At 61.6% G+C, this 25015-nt stretch carries 20 protein-coding genes and 1 tRNA gene; 12 read left to right on the plus strand and 9 right to left on the minus strand.

What is annotated here, in order from left to right; translation table 11 throughout:
- Positions 1-32: 32 nt before the first annotated feature.
- The 3 genes from ACI2I1_RS04895 to ACI2I1_RS04905 form a co-directional block, all read right to left on the minus strand.
- A complete protein-coding gene (locus ACI2I1_RS04895) occupies positions 33-2786 on the minus strand; it encodes a TonB-dependent receptor (protein WP_404678137.1) in 2754 nt (917 codons plus the stop codon).
- Positions 2787-2870: 84 nt separating this feature from the next.
- Positions 2871-5630 carry a [protein-PII] uridylyltransferase gene (locus ACI2I1_RS04900; RefSeq protein WP_404678138.1) on the minus strand — a complete coding sequence of 920 codons (2760 nt, stop codon included), beginning with the start codon at positions 5628-5630 and terminating at the stop codon, positions 2871-2873.
- The gene (locus ACI2I1_RS04905) at positions 5627-7321 is read right to left on the minus strand and encodes a class I adenylate-forming enzyme family protein (protein ID WP_404678139.1); all 1695 of its coding nucleotides are present in this window, start codon (positions 7319-7321) and stop codon (positions 5627-5629) included. Before ACI2I1_RS04905 ends, ACI2I1_RS04900 begins: the two co-directional genes overlap by 4 nt.
- A 175-nt stretch (positions 7322-7496) precedes the next feature.
- Here ACI2I1_RS04905 and lgt point away from each other — a divergent pair, with 175 nt between their 5' ends.
- The 3 genes from lgt to ACI2I1_RS04920 are packed head-to-tail and all read left to right on the plus strand — an operon-like array spanning position 7497 to position 9896.
- Positions 7497-8378, plus strand: a complete 882-nt coding sequence (gene lgt / locus ACI2I1_RS04910) for a prolipoprotein diacylglyceryl transferase (RefSeq protein WP_404678140.1) — start codon at positions 7497-7499, stop codon at positions 8376-8378.
- Entirely contained in the window at positions 8375-9430 is a 1056-nt protein-coding gene (locus ACI2I1_RS04915; RefSeq protein ID WP_404678141.1) for a class I SAM-dependent methyltransferase, read from the plus strand. Before lgt ends, ACI2I1_RS04915 begins: the two co-directional genes overlap by 4 nt.
- 55 nt (positions 9431-9485) lie before the next feature.
- The gene (locus tag ACI2I1_RS04920; protein ID WP_404678142.1) at positions 9486-9896 is read left to right on the plus strand and encodes a DUF2147 domain-containing protein; all 411 of its coding nucleotides are present in this window, start codon (positions 9486-9488) and stop codon (positions 9894-9896) included.
- A 13-nt stretch (positions 9897-9909) separates the two neighbouring features.
- On the opposite strand, the gene ACI2I1_RS04925 is transcribed toward ACI2I1_RS04920, so the two are convergent.
- From ACI2I1_RS04925 to ACI2I1_RS04940, 4 genes are all read right to left on the minus strand, one after another.
- A complete protein-coding gene (locus tag ACI2I1_RS04925; protein ID WP_404678143.1) occupies positions 9910-11445 on the minus strand; it encodes an ABC transporter permease/substrate-binding protein in 1536 nt (511 codons plus the stop codon).
- On the minus strand, positions 11442-12209 hold the full coding sequence (locus ACI2I1_RS04930; RefSeq protein ID WP_404678144.1) for an ATP-binding cassette domain-containing protein: 768 nt from the start codon (positions 12207-12209) through the stop codon (positions 11442-11444). The genes ACI2I1_RS04925 and ACI2I1_RS04930 overlap by 4 nt, the downstream gene beginning before the upstream one ends.
- Positions 12206-12703 carry a hypothetical protein gene (locus ACI2I1_RS04935; RefSeq protein WP_404678145.1) on the minus strand — a complete coding sequence of 166 codons (498 nt, stop codon included), beginning with the start codon at positions 12701-12703 and terminating at the stop codon, positions 12206-12208. The genes ACI2I1_RS04930 and ACI2I1_RS04935 overlap by 4 nt, the downstream gene beginning before the upstream one ends.
- 64 nt (positions 12704-12767) lie before the next feature.
- Positions 12768-14297: a PAS domain-containing protein gene (locus ACI2I1_RS04940; RefSeq protein WP_404678146.1), complete on the minus strand. Its 1530-nt coding sequence runs from the start codon at positions 14295-14297 to the stop codon at positions 12768-12770.
- Positions 14298-14448: 151 nt separating this feature from the next.
- Between ACI2I1_RS04940 and ACI2I1_RS04945 the strand changes: the two genes are divergently transcribed.
- The 7 genes from ACI2I1_RS04945 to ACI2I1_RS04975 all read left to right on the plus strand — a co-directional run bounded on the left by ACI2I1_RS04945 (position 14449) and on the right by ACI2I1_RS04975 (position 20841).
- On the plus strand, positions 14449-15615 hold the full coding sequence (locus ACI2I1_RS04945) for an isovaleryl-CoA dehydrogenase (RefSeq protein ID WP_404678147.1): 1167 nt from the start codon (positions 14449-14451) through the stop codon (positions 15613-15615).
- Entirely contained in the window at positions 15612-15917 is a 306-nt protein-coding gene (locus ACI2I1_RS04950) for an alkylphosphonate utilization protein (protein WP_404678148.1), read from the plus strand. The genes ACI2I1_RS04945 and ACI2I1_RS04950 overlap by 4 nt, the downstream gene beginning before the upstream one ends.
- A gap of 10 nt (positions 15918-15927) precedes the next feature.
- Entirely contained in the window at positions 15928-17538 is a 1611-nt protein-coding gene (locus tag ACI2I1_RS04955) for a carboxyl transferase domain-containing protein (RefSeq protein ID WP_404678149.1), read from the plus strand.
- 74 nt (positions 17539-17612) lie between these two features.
- The gene (locus ACI2I1_RS04960) at positions 17613-18281 is read left to right on the plus strand and encodes a hypothetical protein (protein WP_404678150.1); all 669 of its coding nucleotides are present in this window, start codon (positions 17613-17615) and stop codon (positions 18279-18281) included.
- A gap of 61 nt (positions 18282-18342) precedes the next feature.
- Positions 18343-18951 (plus strand): lysophospholipid acyltransferase family protein, encoded by a 609-nt coding sequence (locus ACI2I1_RS04965; protein ID WP_404678151.1) that lies wholly within the window; start codon positions 18343-18345, stop codon positions 18949-18951.
- 79 nt (positions 18952-19030) lie between these two features.
- The gene (gene dcd / locus ACI2I1_RS04970; RefSeq protein ID WP_224812545.1) at positions 19031-19585 is read left to right on the plus strand and encodes a dCTP deaminase; all 555 of its coding nucleotides are present in this window, start codon (positions 19031-19033) and stop codon (positions 19583-19585) included.
- 80 nt (positions 19586-19665) lie between these two features.
- Complete coding sequence (locus ACI2I1_RS04975; RefSeq protein WP_404678152.1) at positions 19666-20841, plus strand: saccharopine dehydrogenase family protein; 1176 nt, start codon at positions 19666-19668, stop codon at positions 20839-20841.
- Positions 20842-20882: 41 nt separating this feature from the next.
- Here the strand turns inward: ACI2I1_RS04975 and ACI2I1_RS04980 are convergent, their stop codons facing one another.
- Complete coding sequence (locus tag ACI2I1_RS04980; protein WP_404678153.1) at positions 20883-23102, minus strand: TonB-dependent receptor; 2220 nt, start codon at positions 23100-23102, stop codon at positions 20883-20885.
- Positions 23103-23183: 81 nt separating this feature from the next.
- Positions 23184-23258, minus strand: a tRNA-Gly gene (locus ACI2I1_RS04985).
- Between the two features lie 197 nt (positions 23259-23455).
- Here ACI2I1_RS04985 and ACI2I1_RS04990 point away from each other — a divergent pair.
- Both ACI2I1_RS04990 and ACI2I1_RS04995 read left to right on the plus strand, forming a co-directional pair.
- Entirely contained in the window at positions 23456-24382 is a 927-nt protein-coding gene (locus ACI2I1_RS04990; RefSeq protein ID WP_404678154.1) for a tetratricopeptide repeat protein, read from the plus strand.
- Entirely contained in the window at positions 24379-24996 is a 618-nt protein-coding gene (locus tag ACI2I1_RS04995) for an LON peptidase substrate-binding domain-containing protein (protein WP_404678155.1), read from the plus strand. Before ACI2I1_RS04990 ends, ACI2I1_RS04995 begins: the two co-directional genes overlap by 4 nt.
- Positions 24997-25015 lie beyond the last annotated feature (19 nt).

Consider the following 25015-nt stretch of genomic DNA (forward strand, 5'->3'; position numbering starts at 1 on the left):
AAGCGCCCTTTTCTGTTTCATGTGGACTACGCTCAGAATTCTGCGCGCAGGGTAACGCCGTAAGTGCGTGGTTCCGCGAGATAAGCGGAGTAGGTCTGCTGTTCGGCCACGAACGGCGTATTGAAGGCAACCTGCGAATAGTTCTGGTCAAACAGATTGTTCACCCAGCCTTCGATCGCAAACCGGTCGGCGATATTGGTCAGGCCGACGCGGTAATTCACCAGCGTGTAGCCATCCTGTTCCTTGCCGTAGAGCAGGTCGGAACCGGTGTTGTAATCGCTGGTGGTGCGGGCATTGATGTAGAACAGGCCCTTCATGCCGCTGGTGCCGATGTCCGGTGTCCAAGTGAGCGAGCTCGTCGCGACCCATGCCGGGGCATTCGACATCTGATCGCCGGGAAGCAGCCGCAGCGCCGGATCGAGCGGGGTGCCATCTTCGCTACCCACCAGATTGTCGGCGAATTCGGTGTCCGCACGGGTCAGGCCGACGGTGAAGACCAGCGAATTGGCAGGACGCAGATTCGCTTCGAATTCAAAGCCCTGCGAAACCACGCCGGGGGCGATGTTGTCGGCATCGCAGGCGCCGGTGGTGCCGCTGTTGTCACGATCGAGCCCGCCGAGATCGGTGTCGCAGCCATTGATGTTCTGGACTACGAACACCGAACCGTTGAAGGTGTTCAGCTGGAAATTGCTGAATTCCTGACGGAAGAGCGAAAGGCTCGCGCCCCACATGCGCTCCTGGTATTTCAGGCCGATTTCATAGGCATCGACCGTTTCTTCCTCGAACTGCAGCGCGGCAGGATTGATCGTGTTGACGTTGAACGCCACGGGAAGCGCAAGCGCCGAGCGGTCGAGGTTGTAACCGCCCGCCTTGTAGCCGCGCGAATAGGATCCGTAGACAAGCAAGTCGTCTACCGGCTTCCAGCTGAGGATCGCAGTGCCCGTGAATTCGTCCTCGTCACGGCTGTCTTCGAGCGTCACGCCGTCCAGTTCGGACGTCGAATTGCCCTGACAGGACAGCGAGATGATGCCTCCGGCAAGACCGGCTAGGCTCGGCACAGCGAGAAGCCCGTTGAGCAAGGCACGGTTCTGCGGACAGATGACGTTGTCATTGGCGAAGGATGCGTCGAAATCCTTGGTCTCGTTGGTGTAGCGAAGGCCAAGGGTCAGATCGAGCGTATCGGTGACGTGGAAGATATTGTGCGTGAAGAGCGCGAAGTTCTCGCTCGTCTGGTTGTAGACATCGCCCGTGCTTCCGAGATCGTTGATCTGAGAAAGCCGGTCGAGACCTGCGAAGATCAGCGGCGTGGCAGGCCCGAAGGCGCCGGCACCGCCATTGGCCCCCTGTAGAACGGCACGGCCGCCTGCACCGATGCATCCGGTTGCCAGAGGATTGGCGAGTGCGGGATTTACCGCATTCACGATGCGGCAGGGTGCGAACGCGCCATACTGCGTGCCGAAGCGAAGATTGTCGCGGGTCTGCAGGTCTTCGTTGGCGTAATAACCGCCAACGAGCCAGTCGAGACGATCGTTGAAGACCGTTCCGTTGAGACGCAGTTCCTGCGTGAAGGTCTTGAACTCACGCGCACCGGCGAAGTCGCCCGGGGCACGGTAAAGAATATCGACCTGGGTGTAATCGGTGTCGGACGCCTGGGTGTTCTCATATTCGCGATAGGCGGTGATCGAGGTCAACGTGGCGTTGCCGAAATCCCAGTTCAGCTCGCCCGAAATGCCGTAATCCTCGGTCGAGCCAGCATAGCTGCGGCCCGGCGTGACATAGATATTGCGGTTGAAGGTCGACTGGTTGAGCGCTGCCGGGTTCTGACCGAGGCCGAGCAGGATCGGGATGATGGGGTTGGCAGGGTCAGTAAGCGCCGGCGTCGCAGTGCCCGGATAATCGAATTTCGCATCAGCCGAAACCGGCGGCAGATCGTCGCTGAGCCGGGCGAGCGGGGCGAAGCTCGGCTGCACGAAGGTCGCCGCGCAGCATGCCTCGTCTTTCTTCGAATAATCGCCAATGAGGCGGAACGTCAGTGAATCGGTGGGCTCGAACAGCGCCTGGGCGCGGACGAGATAGCGATCGCGATTGTTGACATCGGTGTCGTTGATCACGTCGTTGTAGAAACCGTCACGGCGGAAGAAGACGCCGTCGACGCGGGCGGCGACCGTATCACCCACCGGAGCGGTCACGCCGCCTTCGACGCGGATCGCATCGTAATTGCCATAGGTGAAATTGGCATAGCCGCCGAAATCGAATTCGGGCTTGGCCGTGTAGATCGAGATCATGCCGGCCGAGGAGTTGCGGCCGCCCAGCGTGCCCTGCGGGCCGCGCAGGATTTCGATCCGGTCGAGCGGGCCAAGCTCGGACAGTGCGTTACCCGAACGCGAACGATAGACACCGTCGACGAAGACCGCAACCGAGCTTTCGAGACCGGGGTTGTCGCCCACGGTTCCGATGCCGCGGATACGGGCCGAACCATTGGCTTCGTTGCCCGTCGAGGAGACCAGCAGCGAGGGCGCGACCTGGTTGAGTTCGCGAATGTCGCTGGTGCCCGAATTCTCGAGCGTTTCCGCCGAGACTGCCGAGATCGCGACGGGGACATCGGCAAGATTTTGCTCGCGTCCCTGTGCGGTCACGACGATCACCGGCGTGGTGCTGTCGACATCGGCATTATCGATCATGTCGCCGTCGTCGGCGGTCGACTGGGCCATGGCGGCCTGCGGCAGTAATGTGAAACCCGCGCCAAGTATCGCCAGCGCGCGCAATGATAGCGTAGTCGTCCTCATGGGAACCCTCTCTCCTGGTATTCTCTCGACGGATTCGATGCCGGATTTGCGCCACTGACGCAACATTCTTTCTGCAAACGTATGCTAGGCTTCTTCCAACCGTGCCTGCATTGCATCACCCGCCGCCTCTACCAGCCGGGCCTCGAGACGGTTCTGCCGCTCCCCCTCGGCGAGCTTGTCACCCGTCAGATCCGTAACGTAAAACGTATCCGCGGCGCGCTCGCCGTAATTGGTCACATGGGCCGAATGGACCACCAGCCGCTGCTCGAAAAGAACCCGCGCGAGCCTGTTGAGAAGTGCCGGACGATCGCGCGCATTGACCTCGATCACGGTGAATCGATTCGATGCCTTGTTGTCGAACAGCACCCGCGGCGACACGTCGAACGCCTTCGACCGGCTGTGCGGCAGCGGGCGCTGGGCCAGCTTGGGCATCAGGTCGATCCGGTTGGCCAGCGCATCGGCAATGCTCTTCTTAAGCCGGTCGAGCTGCTGTTCCTCGCGGAAGGGCGCGCAATGCGGGTCCTGTACGAGGAAATTGTCCATCGCCCAGCCGGTGCGCGAGGTGTGGATGCGCGCGTCGATGATATTGCCGCCGGCAAGATGGATTCCGCCGGCAATGCGGTAGAACAACCCCGGATGATCGGCCGCGATCACGGTGACGAGCGTGGCCCCGCGCGCTTCGTAATATTCGCAGTGGACCGACAGTTCGTGCTGCATCTTCCGTGCAGCATCGTAATGCACCAGATTGAGCGCGGCGATATCGACCGGCTCGGCGATCCAGTAGGCATCGCCGAAACTGTTGCCATGCTCCTCCACGAGCGCGGCCTTGTCGCCCAGCAGCTGGGCGACCTCGGCCTTGCGCGCGGCGACCTTTTCCTTGCGCCCGTGCCGCATGTGGCCGAGCCGCAGCCGTTCGGCCGAGGCATCGTAGAGTTCGCCGAGCAGCTGCCCCTTCCAGCTGTTCCACGTGCCCGGCCCCACCGCGCGGATGTCCACCGCCGTCAGGATCGCCAGATGCCGCAGCCGCTCGATGCTCTGCACCTGGCCGACATAATCCTCGATCGTCTTGGGATCGGTCAGATCGCGCTTCTGCGCCGTGTGGCTCATCAGCAGATGGTTGAGCACCAGCCAGGCCACTAGCTCGGTCTCGCCGTCGGACAGGCCGAAGCGCGGGCACAGCTCCTCGGCGATTTCGGCGCCGAGTTCGGAATGATCGCCCCCGCGGCCCTTGGCGATATCGTGCAGCAGCGCCGCCACATAGGCGACCCGGCGCGAATTGACCTTGTGGATCAGCCGCGTGGCGCGGGGATGATCCTGCTTCAGTTCGCCCTTCTCGATCTGGTTGAGCAGGCCGATGGCGCGGATCGTGTGCTCGTCCACCGTGTAATGGTGGTACATGTCGAATTGCATCTGCGCATTGACCTTGCCGAAATCCGGGACGAAGCGACCGAACACGCCGGTCTCGTTCATCCAGCGCAGCACCATTTCGGGATCGTTGCGCCCGCACAGCAGATCGAGGAACAGCGCATTGGCGCGCGCATCCTCGCGGATGGCGGCATCGATCAGCTTGGCGTCGCGCCCTGCCTGCCGCATGGTTTCGGGATGGATTTCCAGCTGCTCGGCCTCGGCCAGCTGGAACAGCTCGATCAGCCGCACAGGATCCTTGGCGAACCAGTCGTCGGACGGCGCGGCGATCCGGCCGCCGAAGACGCGGTAACCCTTCACCATGCGCGGCTTGGGCTTGAACCCGGCAAAGAAGCCCCGCCTCGCCGAACGCTGGGCCAGATCGTCCTCGATATGGGCCAGGAACACGCCGGTCAGACTGCCGACGCGCTTGGCCTGCAGGAAATAGAACTGCATGAAGCGTTCGACGGCCCGCTGGCCCGGCCGGTCTGCAAAATTCATGCGGGTCGCGACCTGGCGTTGCAGATCGAAGGTCAGGCGGTCTTCCGCCCGCCCGGTGATAATATGCATGTGGCTGCGAACGGCGAGCAGGAAGCGTTCGGCCCTCCGGAAGCTGCGATATTCGTTCCGCGTCATCAGGCCGACATCGACCAGTTCCGACGCGCTTGACACGCGGTGGATGAACTTGCCGATCCAATAGAGCGTCTGCAGGTCGCGCAGACCGCCCTTGCCGTCCTTGACGTTGGGTTCGACCACATAGCGGCTGTCACCCATCCGCTTGTGCCGCGCATTACGCTCATCCAGCTTCTGGGCGAGAAAGGCGCGCTCGTTCCCGCGCACCACGTCGCTGGTGTACCGGCGCCCGCCTTCGGCATACAGGTCGCGGTCACCCCACACATAGCGACCCTCCAGCAGGGCGGTGCGGATCGTCAGATCTTCTTTCGCCAACCGGATCGCTTCGTCGATCGTGCGGGTGGAATGCCCCACCTTCAGCCCCAGATCCCACAGGATGTAGAGCATGGCCTCGACCACCTGTTCGCACCAGGCATTGCGCCGTTCGCCAACCAGAAAGGCGATATCGACATCCGAATGCGGCGCCATCTCGCTGCGCCCATAGCCGCCGACCGCCATGATCGCGAGCCGTTCGCCCGCGCTGCGATTGGGCGCGGGATAGGTGTGCTGCGTCACATATTCGTGGATCACACGCACCAATTGGTCGATCAGGAAGGAATAGCCGCCCGCAATGGCATGACCGGCCGAAGGCTGCGCCTCCAGCCGGCCTTCCAATTCCCGCCGTCCGCCTTCCAGCGCCTGCTTGAGCAGGTCGACCACCGGCTGGCGCGATTTGTCGCCATGCGCCTGCGCCAGCGCTTCTATCCGGGACGCGATCTCGCGCCGGTCGAATATCTTGCGCTGGTTGGGGATGGCGGGCGTAGTCAAACCGCAGTGATGCTCGGTGCGTAGGTTGCCTTCACGGCGCGCTTGTCGACTTTCTGCGTGCCGAGGCGCGGCAGATTGTCACTTGCCCGCCACACACGTGCCGGCACCTTGAAGGATGCGATATGTTCGCGCAGGTAATCCTGCAGCTCGTCGGGCTGCAGATCCTGCCCCTTATGGGTGAAATAGACCGCGGCCGGGATTTCGCCCAGCCGTTCGTCGGGAACGCCGAAGACGCTGCATTCGGCGACGGCGGGATGCGCATAGATCGCTTCTTCCACCTCGATGCAGGAAATGTTCTCGCCTCCGCGGATGATGATGTCCTTCTTGCGGTCGACGATGAACAGATAGTCGTCCGCATCGAGATAGCCCAGATCGCCGGTGCGGAAATAGGCATCCTTGGTATAGGCCGCCTCGGTCGCTTCCTCGTTCTTCCAGTAGCCGAGGAAATTGGCCGCGGTGCGGATGCACACCTCGCCCACTTCGCCCGATGCCAGCTTGTTTCCGTCATCGTCCATGATGGCCATGTCGACCAGCGGCTTCGACGGCATGCCGGTGGAACCGGGCTTGGCCATGTAATTCTCGTTCAGATTGCCGCAGCCCACCGCATTGGTTTCGGTGAGGCCATAACCCAGCAGCGGGAAACCATCGGGAAATGCCTGCTTGATCTTGGTCACATGCTCGGGCGGGCGCGGCGCGCCGCCGGCGGCAAAGCTCTTGCAGCTCGACAAGTCGAAACTCTCGCGCTCGGGATGGGTGGCCATTTCGTAGCTCATCAGCGGAACGCCCACGAAATAGGTGATCTGTTCCTCTTCCAGCAGGCACAGCGCCTGACGCGGATCCCATTTCGGCATCAGCACCAGCTTGCGGCCCAGCGCGAAGCTTTGCAGCAGCAACGGGATTTCGCCGGTGACATGGAACAAAGGCACTGCGACCAGCGCGCTGGGCTGGACGGTCGGCGCCTCGCCGCGCTCGGTCAGGATCTGGAGGATCATCACCGTCTGCGCGACATAGTTCATCGTGCCCGACACCACGCCGAGATGATCGGAATAGGCGCCCTTGGGATTGCCGGTCGAACCCGAGGTATAAAGGATCGTGGCCAGATCGTCCGGCCCCAGTTCGCCGAGCATTTTCATCGCCGTATCGCCTTCGGCCCAGATCGGCTCCAGCCCTTCGGCGGGAACGCCGTGATCGAAGACCACCACCTTGGCGGAAATGTCCTCGCCTTCCATGCGTTTGGCGCGCTGCGGATCGGCCAACACCAGCGAACAGTCGCACAGATTGATGCCGTAGGCGAGCTCCTCGCCCGTCCACCAGCCATTGAGCAGGGTGGCACAGCCGCCCGCCATCAGCGTGCCCATATAGGCGATGATCCAGTTGGCCGAATTGCGGGCAGCAATGCCCACCCGGTCGCCCTTTTTCAGGCCGTGCTTCGTCACCAGGCCGTGAGCAACGCAGGCGGCGGCCCCATAGACCTGGCCAAAGGTCAGCCGCAGATCGCCATCGACAAGGAACAGCACGTCCTTTTTCTCTTTCGCGAAATGCGCGAAATAATGTGCCACGCTGGGCGGGGCGTTCTTGAAGGCGGGCATTTCCACACCGCGGCGCATCGTGGGGACGGTTTCGAACATTTGTCCGGGCGCGGTCACGGCGCTGGTGAAACGCTGGATATCCTTGTCGAGTTCAGTCGGCATTGTCGTGGTATTTCCTCTCCATTGTCTGCCCGGGCATATGCATACGCTATTCGCCGCGATGGGACGAAAAGAGATGCGAGACAGGCTTTCCCCAAAAGGCCTGCTATGCCAAAAGCCGCATCCGAAACGGGTCGCGCGTGTCGGCCTTCGCGATATTCTCTAAGGGGATAAAACCTTGCTGTCACTACTGGCCGCGACTGCGGCTGCACACGAACCGATCCAGTGGGCGGAGCTTGGACTTCGGCCCTATCTGTTCGAAATCGGCAGTTTCCAGCTCCGTTACTATTCGCTGGCCTATCTGTTCGGCATCCTCTTCGCCTATTGGCATCTGTCGAAGATGATCAAGGCGCCCGGCGCCCCGCTGGCGCAGCGTCATGCGGACGATCTGTTCTTCTACGGCACTTTGGGCGTGATCCTTGGCGGACGGCTCGGCTATGCTGCCTTCTATCAGCCCGAACTGTTCGGCGGCGTCGAACTGTTCCAGCTGTGGAACGGCGGGATGAGCTTCCATGGCGGCGTGATCGGCGTGCTGGTGGCGATCAGCTGGGTTGCTTGGCGCGGCGGGCTGAACTGGCTCCGCGTGTGCGACTATGTCGCGGTCAACGTCCCCATCGGCTACATGCTCGGCCGCATCGCCAATTTCATCAATGGCGAACTGTATGGCCGTCCGGTGGAAGGCGATGTTCCCTGGGCCATGGTGTTCCCCGCCGGCGGCGATGTCGCGCGGCATCCCAGCCAGCTGTACCAGGCAGGGCTCGAAGGGCTGCTGCTCGGCATTCTCCTGCTGGCGCTGTTCTGGAAAACCCGCGCCCGCTATCGCCCCGGCCTACTGGTGGCGATCTTCACCATCGGCATGGGCGTCGGCCGCTTCGTCAACGAATTCTTCCGCGAACCGGATGCCTATCTGGCCTATGTCGTGACCGAAACGGGCTTGTCGCGCGGCCAGTGGCTGTCGCTGCCGATGATCGCGGTGGGTATCGCGGTGCTGATCTATGCGCTGGTCAGGTCTCCGGTGGGCAGCGCCGGAAAACCGGCTTCCCAGCCCCGGACTGCATGACGGACGGCATCCAGCCGACCGATCTGGCGGCCACCTTTCGCCGGCTGATCGAGCGGCACGGCCCAATGCCCGTGTCGCGTTACATGGGCGAAAGCAACGCGCGCTATTATACCAGCCGCGATCCGCTGGGGGCGCAGGGGGATTTCACCACTGCGCCCGAAATCAGCCAGATGTTCGGCGAAATGGTGGGGCTGTGGCTGGCCGATCTGTGGAGCCGTTCCGGTAGGCCCGATGCCGCCTATGTCGAACTCGGCCCCGGGCGGGGGACGCTCGCCCGCGACGCGCTGCGCGCCATGGCGAGTACGGGCCTCAACCCGCCGGTGCATCTGGTCGAAGGTTCCGATGCGCTGCGCGGCGCGCAGGCGGCCGCGCTCGGGGCGCCGCAGTTCCACGATACGATCGACACTCTGCCCGAAGACCGCCCGCTCTATATCGTCGCCAACGAATTTCTCGATGCGCTGCCGATCCGGCAGCTCGTGATGACCGATAAGGGCTGGCGCGAACGGATGGTCGCGCTCGGCGGGGACGGCTTCGTCTTTGCCGCCGGGCCCAGCCCGATGGACGATGCCGTTCCGGCCGAACAGCGCAGCCAGCCGGTCGGCACGGTGATCGAGACCTGCCCCGGCGCAGCGGCAACGGTGGCCGGGATCGCGCAGCGGATCGATGTCCAGGGCGGCGCGGCCTTGTTCATCGATTATGGCTATCTGGAAGCCCGTACCGGGCAGACCATGCAGGCGGTCCGGCGGCACGAAAAGGTCGGCCTGTTCGATGCGCCTGGCGACATGGATCTGACCGCCCATGTCGATTTTGCCACGCTGGCAAAGGTCGCGGCCCGGGAAGGCCTTGCTGTCGCCACCGCCGCCCAAGGGTCCTGGCTCACCGCCATGGGAATTAGCCTGCGCGCTCAGTCACTTAGTAGCGAAAGCCCCGCCCACGCCAAAACCATTTCCGAGGCCCACGACCGCCTCGTCGCCCCCGCCCATATGGGTGACCTTTTTAAAGTTATGGCGCTCACACCCCGCAATGCTCCGCGCGGAGCCGGCTTCGGCTAAGGTTCATCCATCCCCTCTCACAACCCCGCATCATGCACTCACGCAAGGACATCAGATGAAGAAAGCACTCGCATTCGCCGCGCTCGTCGCCGCCTCTCCCCTGCTCGCCGCTCAGCCCGTCGATGGCAAATGGCTGACCGAGGAACGTAACGCCGTGGTCACCATCGGCGATTGCGGCAAGACCGTCTGCGGCCGCATTTCCAAGTTCGTCGTCACCCCGCCGCAAGGGCTCGACCAGCGGGACACCAAGAACAAGAACCCGAAGCTGCGTGATCGCAAGCTGCTGGGCATGCCGATCCTCACGGGCTTCACGGACGATGGCGACAACTGGAGCGGCGAGATCTACGACCCCAAGAGCGGCAAGACTTACCGTTCGACCATCCGCCGCGTGAATGCCAACACGCTGGAAGTGAAAGGCTGCATTGGCCCATTCTGCAAAACGCAGACCTGGACAAAGGCCCGCTGATAAACGCTAAGACCTAGAGGCCCGCGCGCTGTACCAAAAGGCGCGCGGCCTCGTCGAACGAAAGCTTGTCCTCCTCGCGATCGACGGAATAGTTCGCCGCGCGCATCGCGCCAACGTCGATCGCGCCGATCAGGGGCTGCAGCGCCGAAACGAGAACCTCGTTCTTTCCCGCTTCCGGGCTCAGCAACAGCACGGCATCGTAATTCGGGAAAGCGCCTTCCGGATCGGCCAGGACCGTCAGCTTGTCCGCCTCGATCCGCCCGTCAGAGGTATAGGCGCCGATCACATCCGCTTCGCCTGATCGCAGGGCGTTATACATGAAGGTCGGGGAAAAATTGCGCTGTTCGCCAAACCGCAGGCCGTAGGCATCTCGGACTGCAATCCATTCGGGTCGTTCGAAAAACTCGGGATCGCCGCCAACCGTCATTTGCGGAGCCACCCGCGCGAGATCTGCGATAGAATTAAGCGACCTCGAGCGTGCGGTGTCTTGGGTGACAGCCAGCCCGTAAGCGTTCTCGAAGCCAAGCCGGCCCAGCACGCGCATACCGGTATTGGCCTCTTCCCACCGGACGATTTCATCATACATCGCCTCGCGGGGAAGGTTGTCTTCCCGCTTCATCTGGTTGGCCCAGATGGTGCCGGTATAATCGACGTATATATCCACCCGCCCGGTCGCCGCCGCGCTATGGGCGATGGCCGAACCGAGCCCGTCGCGATACTCGACCTCGAAGCCTTTGGCTTCAAGGCGCTGGCCAATGAGCCGCGCGAGCACATATTGCTCCGAGAAGCTCTTGGCCCCGATGACGATACGCTCGTCTTCATTACCGCCGAATTGCGCGAAAAGCGCTGCCACCACGCCAAGCGCGACGGCCACCAGCCCCCCGATAGACAGGGCCCGGCGCCGCTCGCGGAAGCCGCGCTCGATCAAGCCCAGCAGAGTATCCGCGACCATGGCGAGCGCCGCACTGACGAAACAGCCTGCCAGGACTAGCACCCAGTTCTGGGTCTGGAGCCCGGCGAAGATCGGATCGCCGAGGCTCTTCTGCCCGATCGTGGTGGCGAGCGTCGCGGCCCCGATCGTCCACACGGCGGCGGTGCGAATTCCGGCCATGATGTAGGGCGCGGCGAGCGGAGCTTCCACTAGAAGGAGACGCTGGCGAAGTGTCATGCCGACGCCCTCGGCAGCTTCGATCACACCGGGGTCCAGATTGGCCTGAGCCGTCACGGCGTTCCGCAGGATCGGGAGTAGCGCATAGAGGGTGAGCGCAAGCAGCGCGGGCAGAAAGCCCAATGTCGGCAATCCGTCCCCGAAAACTGCCCGCAGGCTGAGCAGAACGGGGAAGAACAGCGCCAGCAGTGCAAGCGCAGGGATAGTCTGAACCAGACTGGCGAAAGCGAGCGAGATCCGCGCTACCCGCTCGGAGCGACTGGCCCATACGGCCAGCGGCAAGGCCACCGCGATCCCCAGCGCAATCGCGGAGGCCGACAGAAGAACATGGGCCGAGAGTTGATCCTGCGATCCAAGAATTGCATTCCAGAGACCGTTCATCGCGCAAGCTCTGCCAAGCGAGTGGCCTGATGACGTGGGACTGCGACAAGTTCCTGTGCGACCTCACCGCCTTCACCCGCCACGAGCGCTTTCGGGGTCTCGTCTGCCACGATCCGCCCCTTGTCCATCACCAGAACCCGATCTGCCAGCAGCAAGGCTTCGGCCATATCATGGGTGACCATGACTGTCGTGAGACCAAGATCTTCGTGAAGAGCCCGCACCCTCTCACCCAGCGCATCGCGGGTGACAGGATCAAGCGCACCAAAAGGTTCGTCCATCAGCAGGAGTTCAGGCCCGGCGGCGAGGGCGCGGGCAACACCGACGCGCTGGCGCTGCCCACCTGAGAGAGCGTCGGGCATTCTCGTGGCTAGCGCAGCATCGAGTTCAACGAGAGCTAGCAGTTCCTCGATCCGATCGCGTCGAAGCTTTTCGCCAGCCAGCTTCGGTCCGATGGCAATGTTCTCTGCCACCGTCATGTGAGGAAAGAGCCCGATCGACTGGAACACATAGCCGACGCGCCGGCGAAGGGCGGGCAGCGGTTTGACCGTTACGTGCTCCCCTGCAAACAGGACCGTGCCCGACGTAGGATCGACAAGACGATTTACCGTTTTCAGGAGCGTCGACTTGCCTGATCCACTGGCACCGACAAGCGCAACAAATTCGCCGCGCATAATAGTGAGCGTTACATCCGCGACTGCAATTGTTGAGCCGTAATTTTTGACGATCCCCTCGAAGACCAGCGCTTCTGGGGGGGCTGCGGTCACTGGTCTTCTTCGCTCTCTTCAGCCTCATCGGCTTCGCTGACTTCCTGCGACTGGTAATCGACACGCTCCAGTTCGATCCGGCGCTCCCCGGGGCCGGTAGCGATCAAGGTGCCATCTTCCATACGGCCAGGCGTCCAACACCGTTCAACTCCGTTTTCGGCGTCGGGCAAGAAGCACAGCTCCTTGCGATTATCCACTTCGGCGTAGGTCCAGCTACCCTGTTGCCAAGGATCGCCATTGCGAAGATCGCGATAGGTCCCATCGCGATCGAGCATGGTGGTGTAACGCGCGCCGTCTTCGGAAACACTGCGCCAGGCAGTGTCCGCGAATGTCGGCGGCCCGTTAGAAGAGTCATTTCCGGCGTCGGGTTCTGCAGGCGTCGCCTCGCTCTCAACCTCTGCCATCGGATCGTCCTGTGCGGGAGTGCAGGAGGCTGCGGACAGGCCCGCGAGGATGACGACCATCACGAACAGATTGTCTGAGTTGCCGCGCAAACCGGCCTCCTTTCGGCATGGAATTCCGCCATAGAAAACCAGCGGCCGCTTGGCGAGAGCGGGTTCAAGTTCCGAGCGACGAAAGAGGGAACGCGATCTGCACATCCAGTCCCTCATCGGAAAACGATCGGGAGAAACTGCCGCGCAGCTGGCCTTCTATCGCCATACGCAACATGCGCGAACCGAAGCCCTCTCTGGATTCGCTGTCGCCATTTTGGGTGCTCGTGGAAGATTCACGCCAGAAAACGCAGACCTCGTCGGCGTCGCCGCAGGGCAGCTTGATCTCGATCGAGACTTTGCCATCCTCAATCGACAAAGCTCCGTATTTCGCCGCATTGGTCGCCAGCTCGTGGAAGATCAGCGCAAGCGGGGTCGCGGCCCGCGCGCCGATATCCACATCGTCGCCGGAAATGAGCACGCGCTCGCCTTTTCCGCCCTCGTAAGGAGCAAGCAGATCCGTCAGCAAACCCTGCAGCTTGTCTGCCCCGCGGCCGTCACCGGGTCGGACATAGTCATGCGCCGTGCCCAAAGCCCGAATGGCGGAATTGAGATCGTCAGCGAACGGTTTGACCTCGGGCATGCCGCGAGATCGCAGCGCGATAAGTCCCGAGACCACCGCGAAAATATTCTTGATCCGGTGTGATAGCTCGTTCGCCAGCAGATCGCGTGCTTCTGAAAGACGATAAGCGCGGTCGATATCGATGATGGTTCCGAACCACCGGACCTCGTGATCTTCACGGGCGACAGGGACCGCACGCGCCTGCACCCAGCGATATTCCCCATCAGCCAGTCTTATACGCCACTCGTCTTCGAACAGGTTTTGTCCGCTCAGCGCTGTACGCAAGCGCTCGAGAGCCCGATCCTGATCCTCAGGATGGAGAGCCGCCCGGCAATCCCCGACGCGCGTCGGAGCGTCGAGACCGGTTACCTCTTTCCAGCGCGCGTTCACATAAGTGAAGTTTCCTTCCCCATCGCTCGTCCACGCTATTCCCGGCACGCTGTCGATCAAGTCGCGCAAGTCGGCCTCGCGTCGTTCCACAGCCGCGATCGCCGATTGGCCAAGCCGCAGTTGGGACATGCGCCGCATCGTCGAGCGGGCGAGAACCGCCATTCCCTCGGCCTGAAACTCCGTCAAACCACCCGGCCGCGGCTTGGTATCGATTACGCAGAGCGCCCCGAGAGGAGCCCCTTCCGAGGATATGAGCGGGAAGCCAGCATAGAACCGCAGGCCCATCACCCCCGTCACCAACCCATTTTCAGAGAATTTGGGATCCTTTGTCGCGTCTTCGATAACCAGCGGCTCGTGCTGCAACATCGCGTGAGCGCAAAAACTGTCGGACCGCGGCGTGCCATCCCGGTTCAGCCCGGTCTGCGCGAGAAAAACCTGACGGGTCCGCTCGACCACGGTGACTGATGCATAGGGGACATCGCACAGCTTAGCCGCGAAATCCGCGATCTGCTGCAATTCGGGGTCTTGAGAAAGCGCTTCTGTCCCGTACGACGCGAGTACGGAAAGGCGGTCATCCTCGCCGCAAAAAGCGGGATCGGGATCGCGCCCTTCGGGCCAGAGGATTGTCTCGTCTTTGTAAATCACTGTTGAGCGCTCCCTAATCGAAATTTCTGCGCGGGACAAAGAGTTTAACCTTCACCTCTCCGAAGCAGGGGTGAAGGGGTTTGCCCCATGCGCCCTGCTCGGCTACGGGCCTGCTCGCATACGAATTTTCGCGAGGCATGAAGGAGAGACTATGCGCGCGACTCCCGATTTCGATTTCCAGCTTGGCGAGAGTGCCGAGATGATCCGTGACAGCGTTTCGCGCTTCGCTGACGAACAGATTGCTCCTCTCGCCGAAAAGGTCGATCGCGAAGACTGGTTCCCGCGCGATTTGTGGCCAGCAATGGGCGAACTGGGCTTGCACGGCATAACCGTTTCGGAAGCTGACGGCGGGCTGGGCCTGGGCTATCTCGAGCACGTTATCGCGGTAGAGGAAGTCAGCCGCGCCAGTGCGTCTGTCGGGCTTAGCTATGGCGCGCATTCCAACCTCTGTGTCAACCAGATCGCTCGCTGGGGCAACGATGCTCAAAAGGCCAAATACCTTCCGAAGCTGATCAGCGGCGAACATGTCGGCAGTCTGGCCATGAGCGAGGCGAGCGCCGGATCGGATGTCGTGTCTATGAAAGCCAAGGCCGAGAAGGTCGACGGCGGTTATGTCCTCAACGGCACCAAGTTCTGGATCACCAATGCGCCCTATGCCGATACCTTGGTCGTCTATGCCAAGACCGCACCGGAAGCGGCAAGCCGCGACATTACCACTTTCCTGATCGAGAAGGGTTTCGACGGTTTCTCCATCGGCCAGAAGATCGAGAAGGTAGGCATGCGTGGCTCGCCCACTGCAGAACTGGTGTTCGATGACTGCTTCGTTCCGGAAGAAAACGTAGTGGGCCCCGAAAACGGCGGCGTGGGCGTGCTGATGAGCGGCCTTGATTACGAGCGTGTCGTTCTGTCGGGGATACAGCTTGGCGTGATGCAGGCCTGCCTCGACACGGTCATCCCTTACCTTCGCGAGCGGACGCAGTTCGGCAAGCCGATTGGCAGCTTCCAGCTCATGCAGGCCAAGGTCGCCGATATGTATGTCGCGCTGCAATCGGCCCGCGCCTATACCTATGCCGTGGCCAAGAGCTGCGATGCAGAAAAAACCACGCGGTTCGATGCGGCGGGCGCAATCCTGCTCGCATCCGAGAACGCTTTCCGCGTGGCAGCCGAGAGCGTCCAGGCACTGGGCGGCGCAGGCTACACGCTCGACTGGCCGGTCGAACGTTACATGCGCGATGCCAAGCTGCTCGACATTGGCGCAGGTACCAACGAAATCCGCCGGATGCTTATCGGGCGCGAACTGATCGGGGCCGCAGGATGAGTGCCGACGAAGACTATGTCTACGACGAGGAAAGCGGCGAGTGGATGCCCGCTTCCGAACTGGCGGCGAAGCAGGCGGCCGCTGAAACAATAGAGGTTCGCGACGCAGTGGGAAATCTGCTCGCCGATGGCGACCAAGTGACGCTGATCAAGGACCTTGAGGTCAAAGGCGCAGGCCAGACGCTGAAGCAGGGCACGCTGATCAAATCGATCCGCCTGACCGGTGACCCTCTGGAAATCGACTGCAAATATCCCGGTATCAAGGGCCTCGTCCTGCGCGCCGAATTCGTGAAGAAACGCTGAGTCCAAAATTATGACCGCACCCGTTCTTACCTCCACGCTCGACCGCGAGGCTCCTGACGCCAAGGCGCGGTTCGACCACAACAAGTCACTCGCGGCCGACCTGCGCTCGACGGTTGCAGAGGCGGCGCTGGGCGGCAGCGAAGGCAGCCGGGAACGGCATGTCGGAAGGGGCAAGCTCCTGCCGCGCGAGCGTGTCGAGCGCTTGCTCGACCCAGGCAGCCCGTTCCTCGAGATCGGCCAGCTCGCCGCTAATGGCATGTACGGTAAGGATGCAATCAACGGCGCGGGGCTGATCGCGGGTATCGGCCGCGTTTCGGGCCGTCAGGTGATGATCGTGTGCAACGATGCCACGGTGAAGGGCGGCACCTATTACCCGATGACGGTGAAGAAGCACCTGCGCGCGCAGGAGATCGCGCAGGAAAACCGCCTGCCGTGCATCTACCTTGTCGACAGCGGAGGGGCCAATCTGCCGCATCAGGCCGAGGTCTTCCCCGACCGCGACCATTTCGGGCGTATCTTCTTCAACCAGGCGAATATGTCGGCGATGGGCATCTCGCAAATCGCCTGCGTGATGGGCAGCTGCACCGCGGGCGGCGCTTATGTGCCCGCCATGTCCGACGAGACGGTGATCGTGCGGGACCAAGGCACGATCTTCCTCGCCGGGCCGCCGTTGGTGAAAGCCGCGACAGGCGAGGAAATCAGCGCCGAGGACCTTGGCGGCGGCGATCTTCACGCCAAGAAATCGGGCGTGGTCGATCATCTGGCCGAGAATGACCAGCATGCCCTGACCATCGTGCGCGATATCGTTAGCCACCTTGGCGACAATTACGCAGCAGCCAAAGGTATCGAGCTTAAGGAACCGCGCGCGCCGAAATTCGACGCCGACGATATCTACGCCATTGTGCCCGAAGATGTCCGCGCGCCCTACGATGTGCACGAAATCATCGCCCGCCTCGTCGACGGGAGCGAATTCCACGAGTTCAAGCAGCATTACGGGAGCACGCTTGTCTGCGGCTTCGCGCATATTTGGGGTATGCCGGTGGCAATCCTCGCCAATAACGGAGTGCTGTTTTCCGAAAGCGCGCAGAAGGGCGCGCACTTCATCGAACTCGCCTGCCAGCGCCGTATTCCGCTGCTGTTCCTGCAGAACATCTCCGGCTTCATGGTCGGCGGAAAATACGAGGCCGAAGGCATTGCCAAGCATGGTGCGAAACTGGTGACCGCGGTCGCCACCGCCACCGTGCCCAAGGTTACCGTGGTCATCGGCGGAAGCTTTGGAGCAGGCAATTACGGCATGTGCGGCCGAGCATATTCCCCGCGCTTCCTGTTCACGTGGCCCAATGCTCGCATCTCGGTGATGGGCGGCGAGCAGGCCGCGTCGGTCCTCGCCACCGTGCACCGCGACGCCGACAGTTGGTCCGAAGAACAGGCCGAGGAATTCAAGGCCCCGATCCGCCAGAAATACGAGGACGAAGGCAATCCTTATTACGCCACCGCCCGCCTGTGGGACGACGGCGTGATCGATCCGGCTCAGACCCGTGACGTCCTGGCGCTTGCTTTTGCTGCGACACTCGAAGCTCCGATACCCGACAGCCCGCAGTTCGGCGTATTCAGGATGTAGCGAAGGAACTTTCTCGGCGCTCCGTACATTCCAGCTTTATAAGATGGGGTTTGGGCTGGGCTGAGGAGAGTTCCATGGAAGGCCAAGAAGTCACAATCGCCATTATCGTCATCGTCCTCTTGGTGGGGGCCTTGCTTGCATGGCTGTTCATCCAGCGAAATCGCACCAGGGAATTGCGTGATCGCTATGGCGAAGAATATGATCGTACGCTCGAGGCGAAAGGCGGCCGCAGAAGCGCTGAAGCCGACCTTGTCGAGCGCGAAGAACGCGTGAAAAAGTTGGAAATCCGTCCGCTCTCAGCTTCGGAGCGCGATCGCTTCGCCGGCGAGTGGAAGGATACCAAGGCACTGTTCGTCGACAGTCCGGTCGAGGCTGTTAGCCGCGCCGACCGTCTGCTGACCGACATCATGTCTACGCGCGGTTATCCGATGGCGGATTTCGAAAAGCGTCATGCAGATCTTACCGTGGATCATGGCGATGTCGCAAAACACTATCTGGCGGGTCATGAAATCGCCGACCGGTCAAGCGACGCGACCACCGAGGAACTGCGCAGGGCGATCAATCACTACGAAGCCCTGTATGGCGAAATGACGAGCGAAGTTTCCGATGCTGACCAAGGGTCAACTGCAGAGTACCGCGAACAGAATGTGAGCGTTGAATACGGTGACGTCGATAGCCGCGATGAGAATGCTCCTGTCCGCCCTTCAGGTGATCCCGCACTGCGCGATCGGGATCGGGTGTAACTCCCTCCTTGCCAGTCCCAATCCGAGGCGGCCCTGCTAAAGCGGCCCCTCGGAGCTCCCGATGCATCGCAAACCGTCCCTTCTCAGCCGCCTCGTGCGACGCATCCTTGTCCTGCTTTACCGGTGGAAAGGCTGGCAAATCGAAGGGTCGCGCCCGGATGTCGCGAAGTTCGTCATTCTTGGCGCCCCCCATACCTCGAACTGGGACTTCGTCTTTTTTCTCGGGGTTGCTGACGATCTGGGTATTCGCCCCAGCTTCATGGGCAAGAACAGCCTTTTCAAATGGCCTGCGACCAATTTCATGCTCGACATGGGCGGAGTGCCAGTCGATCGCTCACAGCGTGCAAATTACGTTTCTCAGGTGGTGAAAGAATTCGAGGATGCGGATGAGCTCGCGCTCGTGATCGCACCCGAAGGCTCGCGCACATCGCAAGGTGAATGGCGGAGCGGTTTCTACCATATCGCCATGGCCGCCGGTGTCCCGATTGTTCCTGCCTGGGTCAATCATGACGCCATGACCGGCGGCATGGGAGAACCGCTGATGCCGACAGGAGATTTTCGGGCTGATCTTGCCAAACTTGCCGCTTTCTATCGCAAGAAACGGCCCGACTGCGATCGCTTTGTCGTGCTTGAGAAAAGTACGCAAACAATCGCCGACATGCAGCGCTGATCCAATGGCTGGGCATTCGAGGGGGATTATTCGTGCCTCGCGCTTGCGGTTGGGCGGCGCGAAGGTCAATCACTGATCCATGGCGATTCTCTCCGACAAATGGATCCGCGAAGCGGCCACCACGCGCGACATGATCGAACCTTTCGTCGAGAGCCAGCGGCGCGACGGGATGATCAGCTTCGGCCTGTCATCCTTTGGTTACGATGCCAGGGTGGCCGACGAATTCAAGATTTTCACCAATGTCGACAATGCAGTGGTCGATCCCAAGGATTTTGCCGCGACCAGTTTCGTGGACCGGCAGACCGATGTCTGCGTGATCCCGCCGAACAGTTTCGCACTCGCCCGGACGGTCGAATATTTCCGCATCCCGGAGGACGTTCTCGTGATCTGCCTCGGCAAGAGCACCTACGCCCGCTGCGGGATTATTGTGAACGTCACCCCGCTCGAACCGGGCTGGGAAGGTCACGTGACGCTGGAATTCAGCAATACCACGCCCTTGCCGGCAAAAATTTACGCCAATGAAGGGGCCTGCCAGTTCCTCTTCCTGCAGGGCAACGAACGGCCGGAAGTCACCTATGCGGACAGGGCGGGCAAATATATGGGTCAGCGCGGCGTGACCCTCCCCCGCCTGTGACCCCGAGGGGTAATGCCGCAACGTCTTTGACTTGATCGCGAGGCGAGGCCACATCTCCCGATAAGAATGGGAGAGATATAGTGGACACTCGCGAATTCGACATCATCGTCTATGGGGCGACCGGCTATACTGGACGCCTTGTGGCGGAACATTTCGTGCGCGAATACGGCGCTTCCGACAGCGGAACCAAATGGGCTATGGCTGGGCGAAACGAAGACAAGCTGGCTGCTGTGCGCGCAGAGATCGGCGCTTCACCTGTCACACCGATGATCGTTGCCGATGCCGAAGACCCGGCCAGCCTCGAAGCCATGTGCCGCCGCGCCAAGGTCGTCATCAGCACCGTCGGACCTTACCAGCTATATGCCGATGCGCTGGTCGAAGCCTGCGTGAAAACGGGTACGGACTATGCCGACCTCTGCGGAGAACCGGCCTGGATGGCGGAGAAGATCGCTGAGCATCATACAGCAGCACAGGAAAGCGGGGCGCGTATCTGTTTTTCATCGGGCTTCGATTCAATTCCGTTCGACCTTGGCGTGCTGATGCTCCAGAAGGAGGCGAAGGAGCGCCATGGATCGCCCGCTCCACGCGTGAAGGGCCGGGTACGGGCGATGAAGGGGACGTTCTCCGGCGGTACCGCCGCCAGTCTCGGTGCCACGATGAAGGCAGCAGTCAAGAATCCTGCCGTAGTTGGTGTCTTACGGGACCCTTTCGCCCTGACGCCGGGCTTCGAAGGGCCGGATCAACCATCGGGGATGGTCCCGCATTATGAAGAGGATCTCGGCAAGTGGGCCGCGCCATTTGTCATGGCGGCGATCAACACGAAGAATGTCCACCGCACGAACTTTCTGCGCGGCCATCCTTACGGCACCGATTTTCGCTATGACGAGATGGTGCTGACCAGTCCGGGCGACGCCGGAAAGGCAGCCGCCGATGCGCTGGTTCAGATGGTCAAAAACCCCTTCGGCTCCAAGCCGCCCAAGCTAGGCGAAGGACCGACGAAGGAAGAGCGCGAAAACGGTTTCTACGATGTGGTGTTTGTCGGAGAATGGCCCGATGGAAAGACCATGCGTTACGCCGTGAAGGGCAAATTCGATCCGGGCTATGGCTCGACCAGCCGTATGCTCGGCGAAACCGCCATGGCCTTACTCGATAGCGACGCGGAAGGAGGCGTCGGCACTCCTGGCTCTTTTCTCGGCGAGGCATTGGTGGACCGGCTGCGCCAACATGCGCACTTGAGCTTCGAAGTCGAGAATTAAAGATAAAGGGGGAGCGCCGCGCGCTCCCCCCAGATCTTTCGTCAGATGCTCATGCGGACGGCGACGCTGAAGTTGCGGCCCGCCAGCGGAACGAAGTCTTTCGTAAAGCTGGAATGGCGACGCCCCTGCTCATCGAAGATGTTCTCGGCCTTGAAAATGACGGACAGGGCCGGATCGCTGGGCAGCGGACGCCAGATTGCCGAAGCGTTGACGAAGGTGAAACCTTCGGTCGGCGTTTCGAAAGGCGCCACATCGTTCTGATCGTCGAACCATTCGACTTCACCGCGCAGGGTGATGTTGCCCGTATCCGCTTCGAGCGCACCGGCCAGGCTCAGCGGCGGGATGCGCGGCACGTTGAAACCATCATCCAGTTCGGCATCGAGATATTCGCCGCGCAGTTCGGCGGTCATGTCGAAGCCGGGCGTATCGATGAAGTTCCAGGCGACCTGCCCTTCGACTCCGGTGTAGGTCGCACCCTGTTGCAGATACTGGAAAACCGGCAACTCGTCTTCCTCTTCACCGGTTTCGCTAAGGTAGATGTACTCATCGAACCACGAACGATAGGCCGCCAGCGAAAGATCGACCGGACCGAGCGTGCCGCGGGCGAAGAGTTCGACCCCCCATGCCTTTTCCATCTCGAGATCGACGTCGCCAACCTCGAATTGCTGCGTGGCGACGTGCGGACCGTTGGAGAAAAGCTCCTCGGCACTGGGAGCACGTGAAACGCGCGACACGTTCACACCCGTACGGAATGCGGGAGTGAGTTCGTAGGCAAGGCCGATCGCTCCGGATACTCCGTCGAAGTCGCGCTCGATGCCGAGCGGGACGGAATCTACATCGGTGGTCTCGTAGCGCAGCGCACCTTCAAGCTGGAGGGGGCCGTCGCCGTATTCCTGCAGCGTGAAGACCGACAGCTGCTCGGTACGGTTGGGCGCGACGTAGGCTTCCGCGCCTTCCGCCGCAAAATCGCGCAGGTAAAGCTGCACGCCGGTAGAGCCGCGTAGCACATTGTCGGGGTTCTGGAGGATCTCGGCGCGTGCCTCGATACCCTGCACGTCAAAGACTGTGCCGACTTCATCACCTTCGAATTCGGTGTGTGTGTAATCGGAGTAACCCGCACGGATCTTCAGACGCTGGAAGAAGCCATCCCCCAGCAGAAGGTCTCCGCGCATGTCCGCACGATACTGGCGCAAGCCGATGTTGACGGTTTCCGCGCCTTCCTCTTCACCATGCTCTTCCTCGGCTCCTTCTTCGCCTTCCTCGTGATGATGGTGAGCGCCGGGAAGAATGGGTACGCCATAGAATGTATCGTAGACGCCGACGGATACGCCAAGGTTGGATCCGCCCCGGAAGAAAGCGACGCCGCCATTGGCCGCCCAGGTTTCGGTGCCGCTGTTGAAGAGGCGACCACGGGCATTGGCCGCTTCACGCAGTTCTTCTGCCTCTTCGAGTTCGCCCTCTTCCTCTTCCTCGTCGGCATCGGCCAGCAAGTCCGCGCGCAGATTGTCGGACAGCACATAGCCGGGAACTTCGAGATCGTCGGTCTTGCGGTAGAGGCCATCGGCGTGGACGACGAAGCCACCGCCCACAGGAAGATCGATCGAAGCCCCGCCTTCGCGCAGGTCGGCTACCGTATTGGCGCGCTTCATCGCGTCGACATGCACATCTTCGGCAGGCACGCGGCGCGGAATGCGCTTGTCGATCACATTCACCGCGCCGCCGATTGCCTGGCTGCCATAGAGCAACACGGCCGGACCGCGAAGGACTTCGATGCTTTCAGCAGTCAGCGGGTCGATCGATACGGCATGGTCGGCCGAAGTGTTCGAAACATCGATCGCACCGATACCGTCGACCAGAACTTTCACGCGCTCGCCAGAGAAGCCGCGCAGGATCGGCCGCGACGCCCCGGGAGAAAAGCCGGTTGCAGTGACACCGGGAATATGGGCAAGCACTTCGCCGATCTGGCCGTCCATATTGGAATCGAGCTCTTCGCCCGAGATCACGTCAGTTCCCGCCAGAAGGTCGAATTGGCGCAGACCTTCGGCGCTCACGATAATGGTGCCGTCGGGACCGATCCGGCGGTTGTGCAAGTCGTCCTCGGCAGCGGGGCTGTCGTCCGGCACGCTGGCCTGCTGCGCCATGGACGGCGCGGCGTAGCTGAGGGCGACAAGTGACAGGGATGCGCCCAGAGCGCGGCGGAGCGTTACGGTGTGATACAACATAACGCGCCCCATAGCCGCGATCCATGCGAACGCAACCATTCTCGCGACGAATTACATATTTGTGCGACAAACGACAAAAGGCCGCCTTCGGCAGCCTTTACGTCTTCACAGTCTGGAAAATGGAGCGGGCGAGGCGATTCGAACGCCCGACCCCAACCTTGGCAAGGTTGTGCTCTACCCCTGAGCTACGCCCGCTCACTGGCGCTCTACCGAACCGTGTGGCCCGGTGGGGAGGCGCGCAACTAGCAACGGCTCTCGAGTCCCGCAAGCAAAAAAATGCGCTTTTTTTCGCTCCGCTTGCGCGAGGGGCTTCTGCCCTTCACATTCGCTCGGGAAAGCCCACATGGGCGGGTGACAGTTTATATAGCGAAAGGCGGTTTTACGTGGCGAGCATGGGTTTGAGCATCGACGAGCAGAAAGCAGTCGAGAAGTTCAAGAAAGACGTCGTCGAACCGTCGATGACGAAACTCGTCATCCTCGATTTCTTTGCTGAATGGTGTGGCCCTTGCAAGGCGCTCACCCCGATGCTGGAAAAGGTCGCGGGCGAGTATGCCGACAAAGGCGTGGTGCTGGTCAAGGTCGATGTAGATCAGGACAAATTCATCGCGGCCCAATTCCAGGTCCAGTCGATCCCGACGGTCTACGCCATGTTCCAGGGTCAGCCAGTAGCCGACCTTACGAATGCACGCAGCGAATCGCAGCTCAAGCAGACCCTCGACCAGATCCTGTCCCAGCTTCCGGTTGAAGGCGGCGATGATGCCGCTAGTGCGCAGGCCCAAGCCGCAGAACAGGTAGAGCAGTTCGTCGCCATGGGCGAGCAGGTGCTGGCCGAAGGCGATGCTGCTCGGGCTGCCGGCATTTTCGCGCAAGTAACCGAGATGGCTCCCGACAATGCCGCCGCGCATGCAGGGCTCATCAGGGCATTGACGCAAGCGGGACAGGTAGAAGAAGCGAAATCCGTCCTTGCCGCGGTCGAGACCAATCCGGCGCTCGCCAATGACAGCCTGATCGACAACGCCAAGGCAGCCCTAGAACTGGCAGGCAATAAAGTAGATGATGGCGAACTTGCCGCGCTGCGCGAGAAGGCTGCCGCCGATCCTGCCAAAATGGATGCCCGGCTCGCCTACGCAGAGGCGGCGTTCGCCGCCGGACAACGCGATGCGGCGGCCGACGAATTGCTTTCGATGGTCGAGGCTGACCGCGAATGGAACGAGGGTGCTGCGCGCACCAAGCTGCTCGATATCTTCAACGCGGTGGGGCTCGAAGACCCTTGGGTCGTGGCGACGCGCCGCCGCCTCTCGAAGCTGCTCTTCGGATGAGCGAAACAAAGCGCCTTTCCATCTTCCCGCTGCCTGGAGCAATCCTGTTTCCGGGCTTGCAGCTGCCGCTGCATATTTTCGAGCAGCGATATCGCGATCTGGTGGGCAGCGCGCTCGCCAAGGATCGCCTGATCGGCATGGTGCAGCCGCATCGCAGCGCCGACGGTTCCCCGCTTTACGAGATCGGCTGCCTTGGCCGGATAGACGATGTCGAGGCGCTGGAAGATGGCCGCTATAACATCGTACTCGACGGCGAAGCGCGCTTCCGCGTCCTGCGCGAACTGGAAGTCAGCACGGCATTCCGGCAAGTAGAAGCCGAGCTCATCGAAGATCCGCAGAACGAGGTTCTGGCCAGTGTTGAACGCGCCGCCTTCGAGTTCGAGGCCAAGCGGTTTGCTGCCATGCAAGGCTATTCGGTCGACTGGGATTCGGTCGAACGGCTCGACGATGAGACGCTGATCAACGGGGTCGCGCAGATCGCTCCTTTTGACAGCGCCGCAAAGCAGGCCCTGCTCGAGGCGAACACGCTATCGGAACGCTGCGAACTGATGATCCAACTGATGCAGTTCTTCGCCCTGCGCGATGACGGTGACGAGATCGTTACCCTTCAGTGATCCGCGCGAAGGCTTGTCC

Source organism: Qipengyuania sp. NPDC077563 (assembly GCF_044901345.1).
GTDB classification, from domain to species: domain Bacteria; phylum Pseudomonadota; class Alphaproteobacteria; order Sphingomonadales; family Sphingomonadaceae; genus Qipengyuania; species Qipengyuania aestuarii.

Coding starts and splice junctions, on each gene's coding strand:
- ACI2I1_RS04895 (WP_404678137.1), bottom strand. CDS start 2,786: ATGAGGACGACTACGCTATCATTGCGCGCGCTGGCGATACTTGGCGCG.
- ACI2I1_RS04905 (WP_404678139.1), bottom strand. CDS start 7,321: ATGCCGACTGAACTCGACAAGGATATCCAGCGTTTCACCAGCGCCGTG.
- ACI2I1_RS04915 (WP_404678141.1), top strand. CDS start 8,375: ATGACGGACGGCATCCAGCCGACCGATCTGGCGGCCACCTTTCGCCGG.
- ACI2I1_RS04920 (WP_404678142.1), top strand. CDS start 9,486: ATGAAGAAAGCACTCGCATTCGCCGCGCTCGTCGCCGCCTCTCCCCTG.
- ACI2I1_RS04925 (WP_404678143.1), bottom strand. CDS start 11,445: ATGAACGGTCTCTGGAATGCAATTCTTGGATCGCAGGATCAACTCTCG.
- ACI2I1_RS04945 (WP_404678147.1), top strand. CDS start 14,449: ATGCGCGCGACTCCCGATTTCGATTTCCAGCTTGGCGAGAGTGCCGAG.
- ACI2I1_RS04950 (WP_404678148.1), top strand. CDS start 15,612: ATGAGTGCCGACGAAGACTATGTCTACGACGAGGAAAGCGGCGAGTGG.
- ACI2I1_RS04955 (WP_404678149.1), top strand. CDS start 15,928: ATGACCGCACCCGTTCTTACCTCCACGCTCGACCGCGAGGCTCCTGAC.
- ACI2I1_RS04960 (WP_404678150.1), top strand. CDS start 17,613: ATGGAAGGCCAAGAAGTCACAATCGCCATTATCGTCATCGTCCTCTTG.
- ACI2I1_RS04965 (WP_404678151.1), top strand. CDS start 18,343: ATGCATCGCAAACCGTCCCTTCTCAGCCGCCTCGTGCGACGCATCCTT.
- dcd (WP_224812545.1), top strand. CDS start 19,031: ATGGCGATTCTCTCCGACAAATGGATCCGCGAAGCGGCCACCACGCGC.
- ACI2I1_RS04980 (WP_404678153.1), bottom strand. CDS start 23,102: ATGGTTGCGTTCGCATGGATCGCGGCTATGGGGCGCGTTATGTTGTAT.
- ACI2I1_RS04990 (WP_404678154.1), top strand. CDS start 23,456: ATGGGTTTGAGCATCGACGAGCAGAAAGCAGTCGAGAAGTTCAAGAAA.
- ACI2I1_RS04995 (WP_404678155.1), top strand. CDS start 24,379: ATGAGCGAAACAAAGCGCCTTTCCATCTTCCCGCTGCCTGGAGCAATC.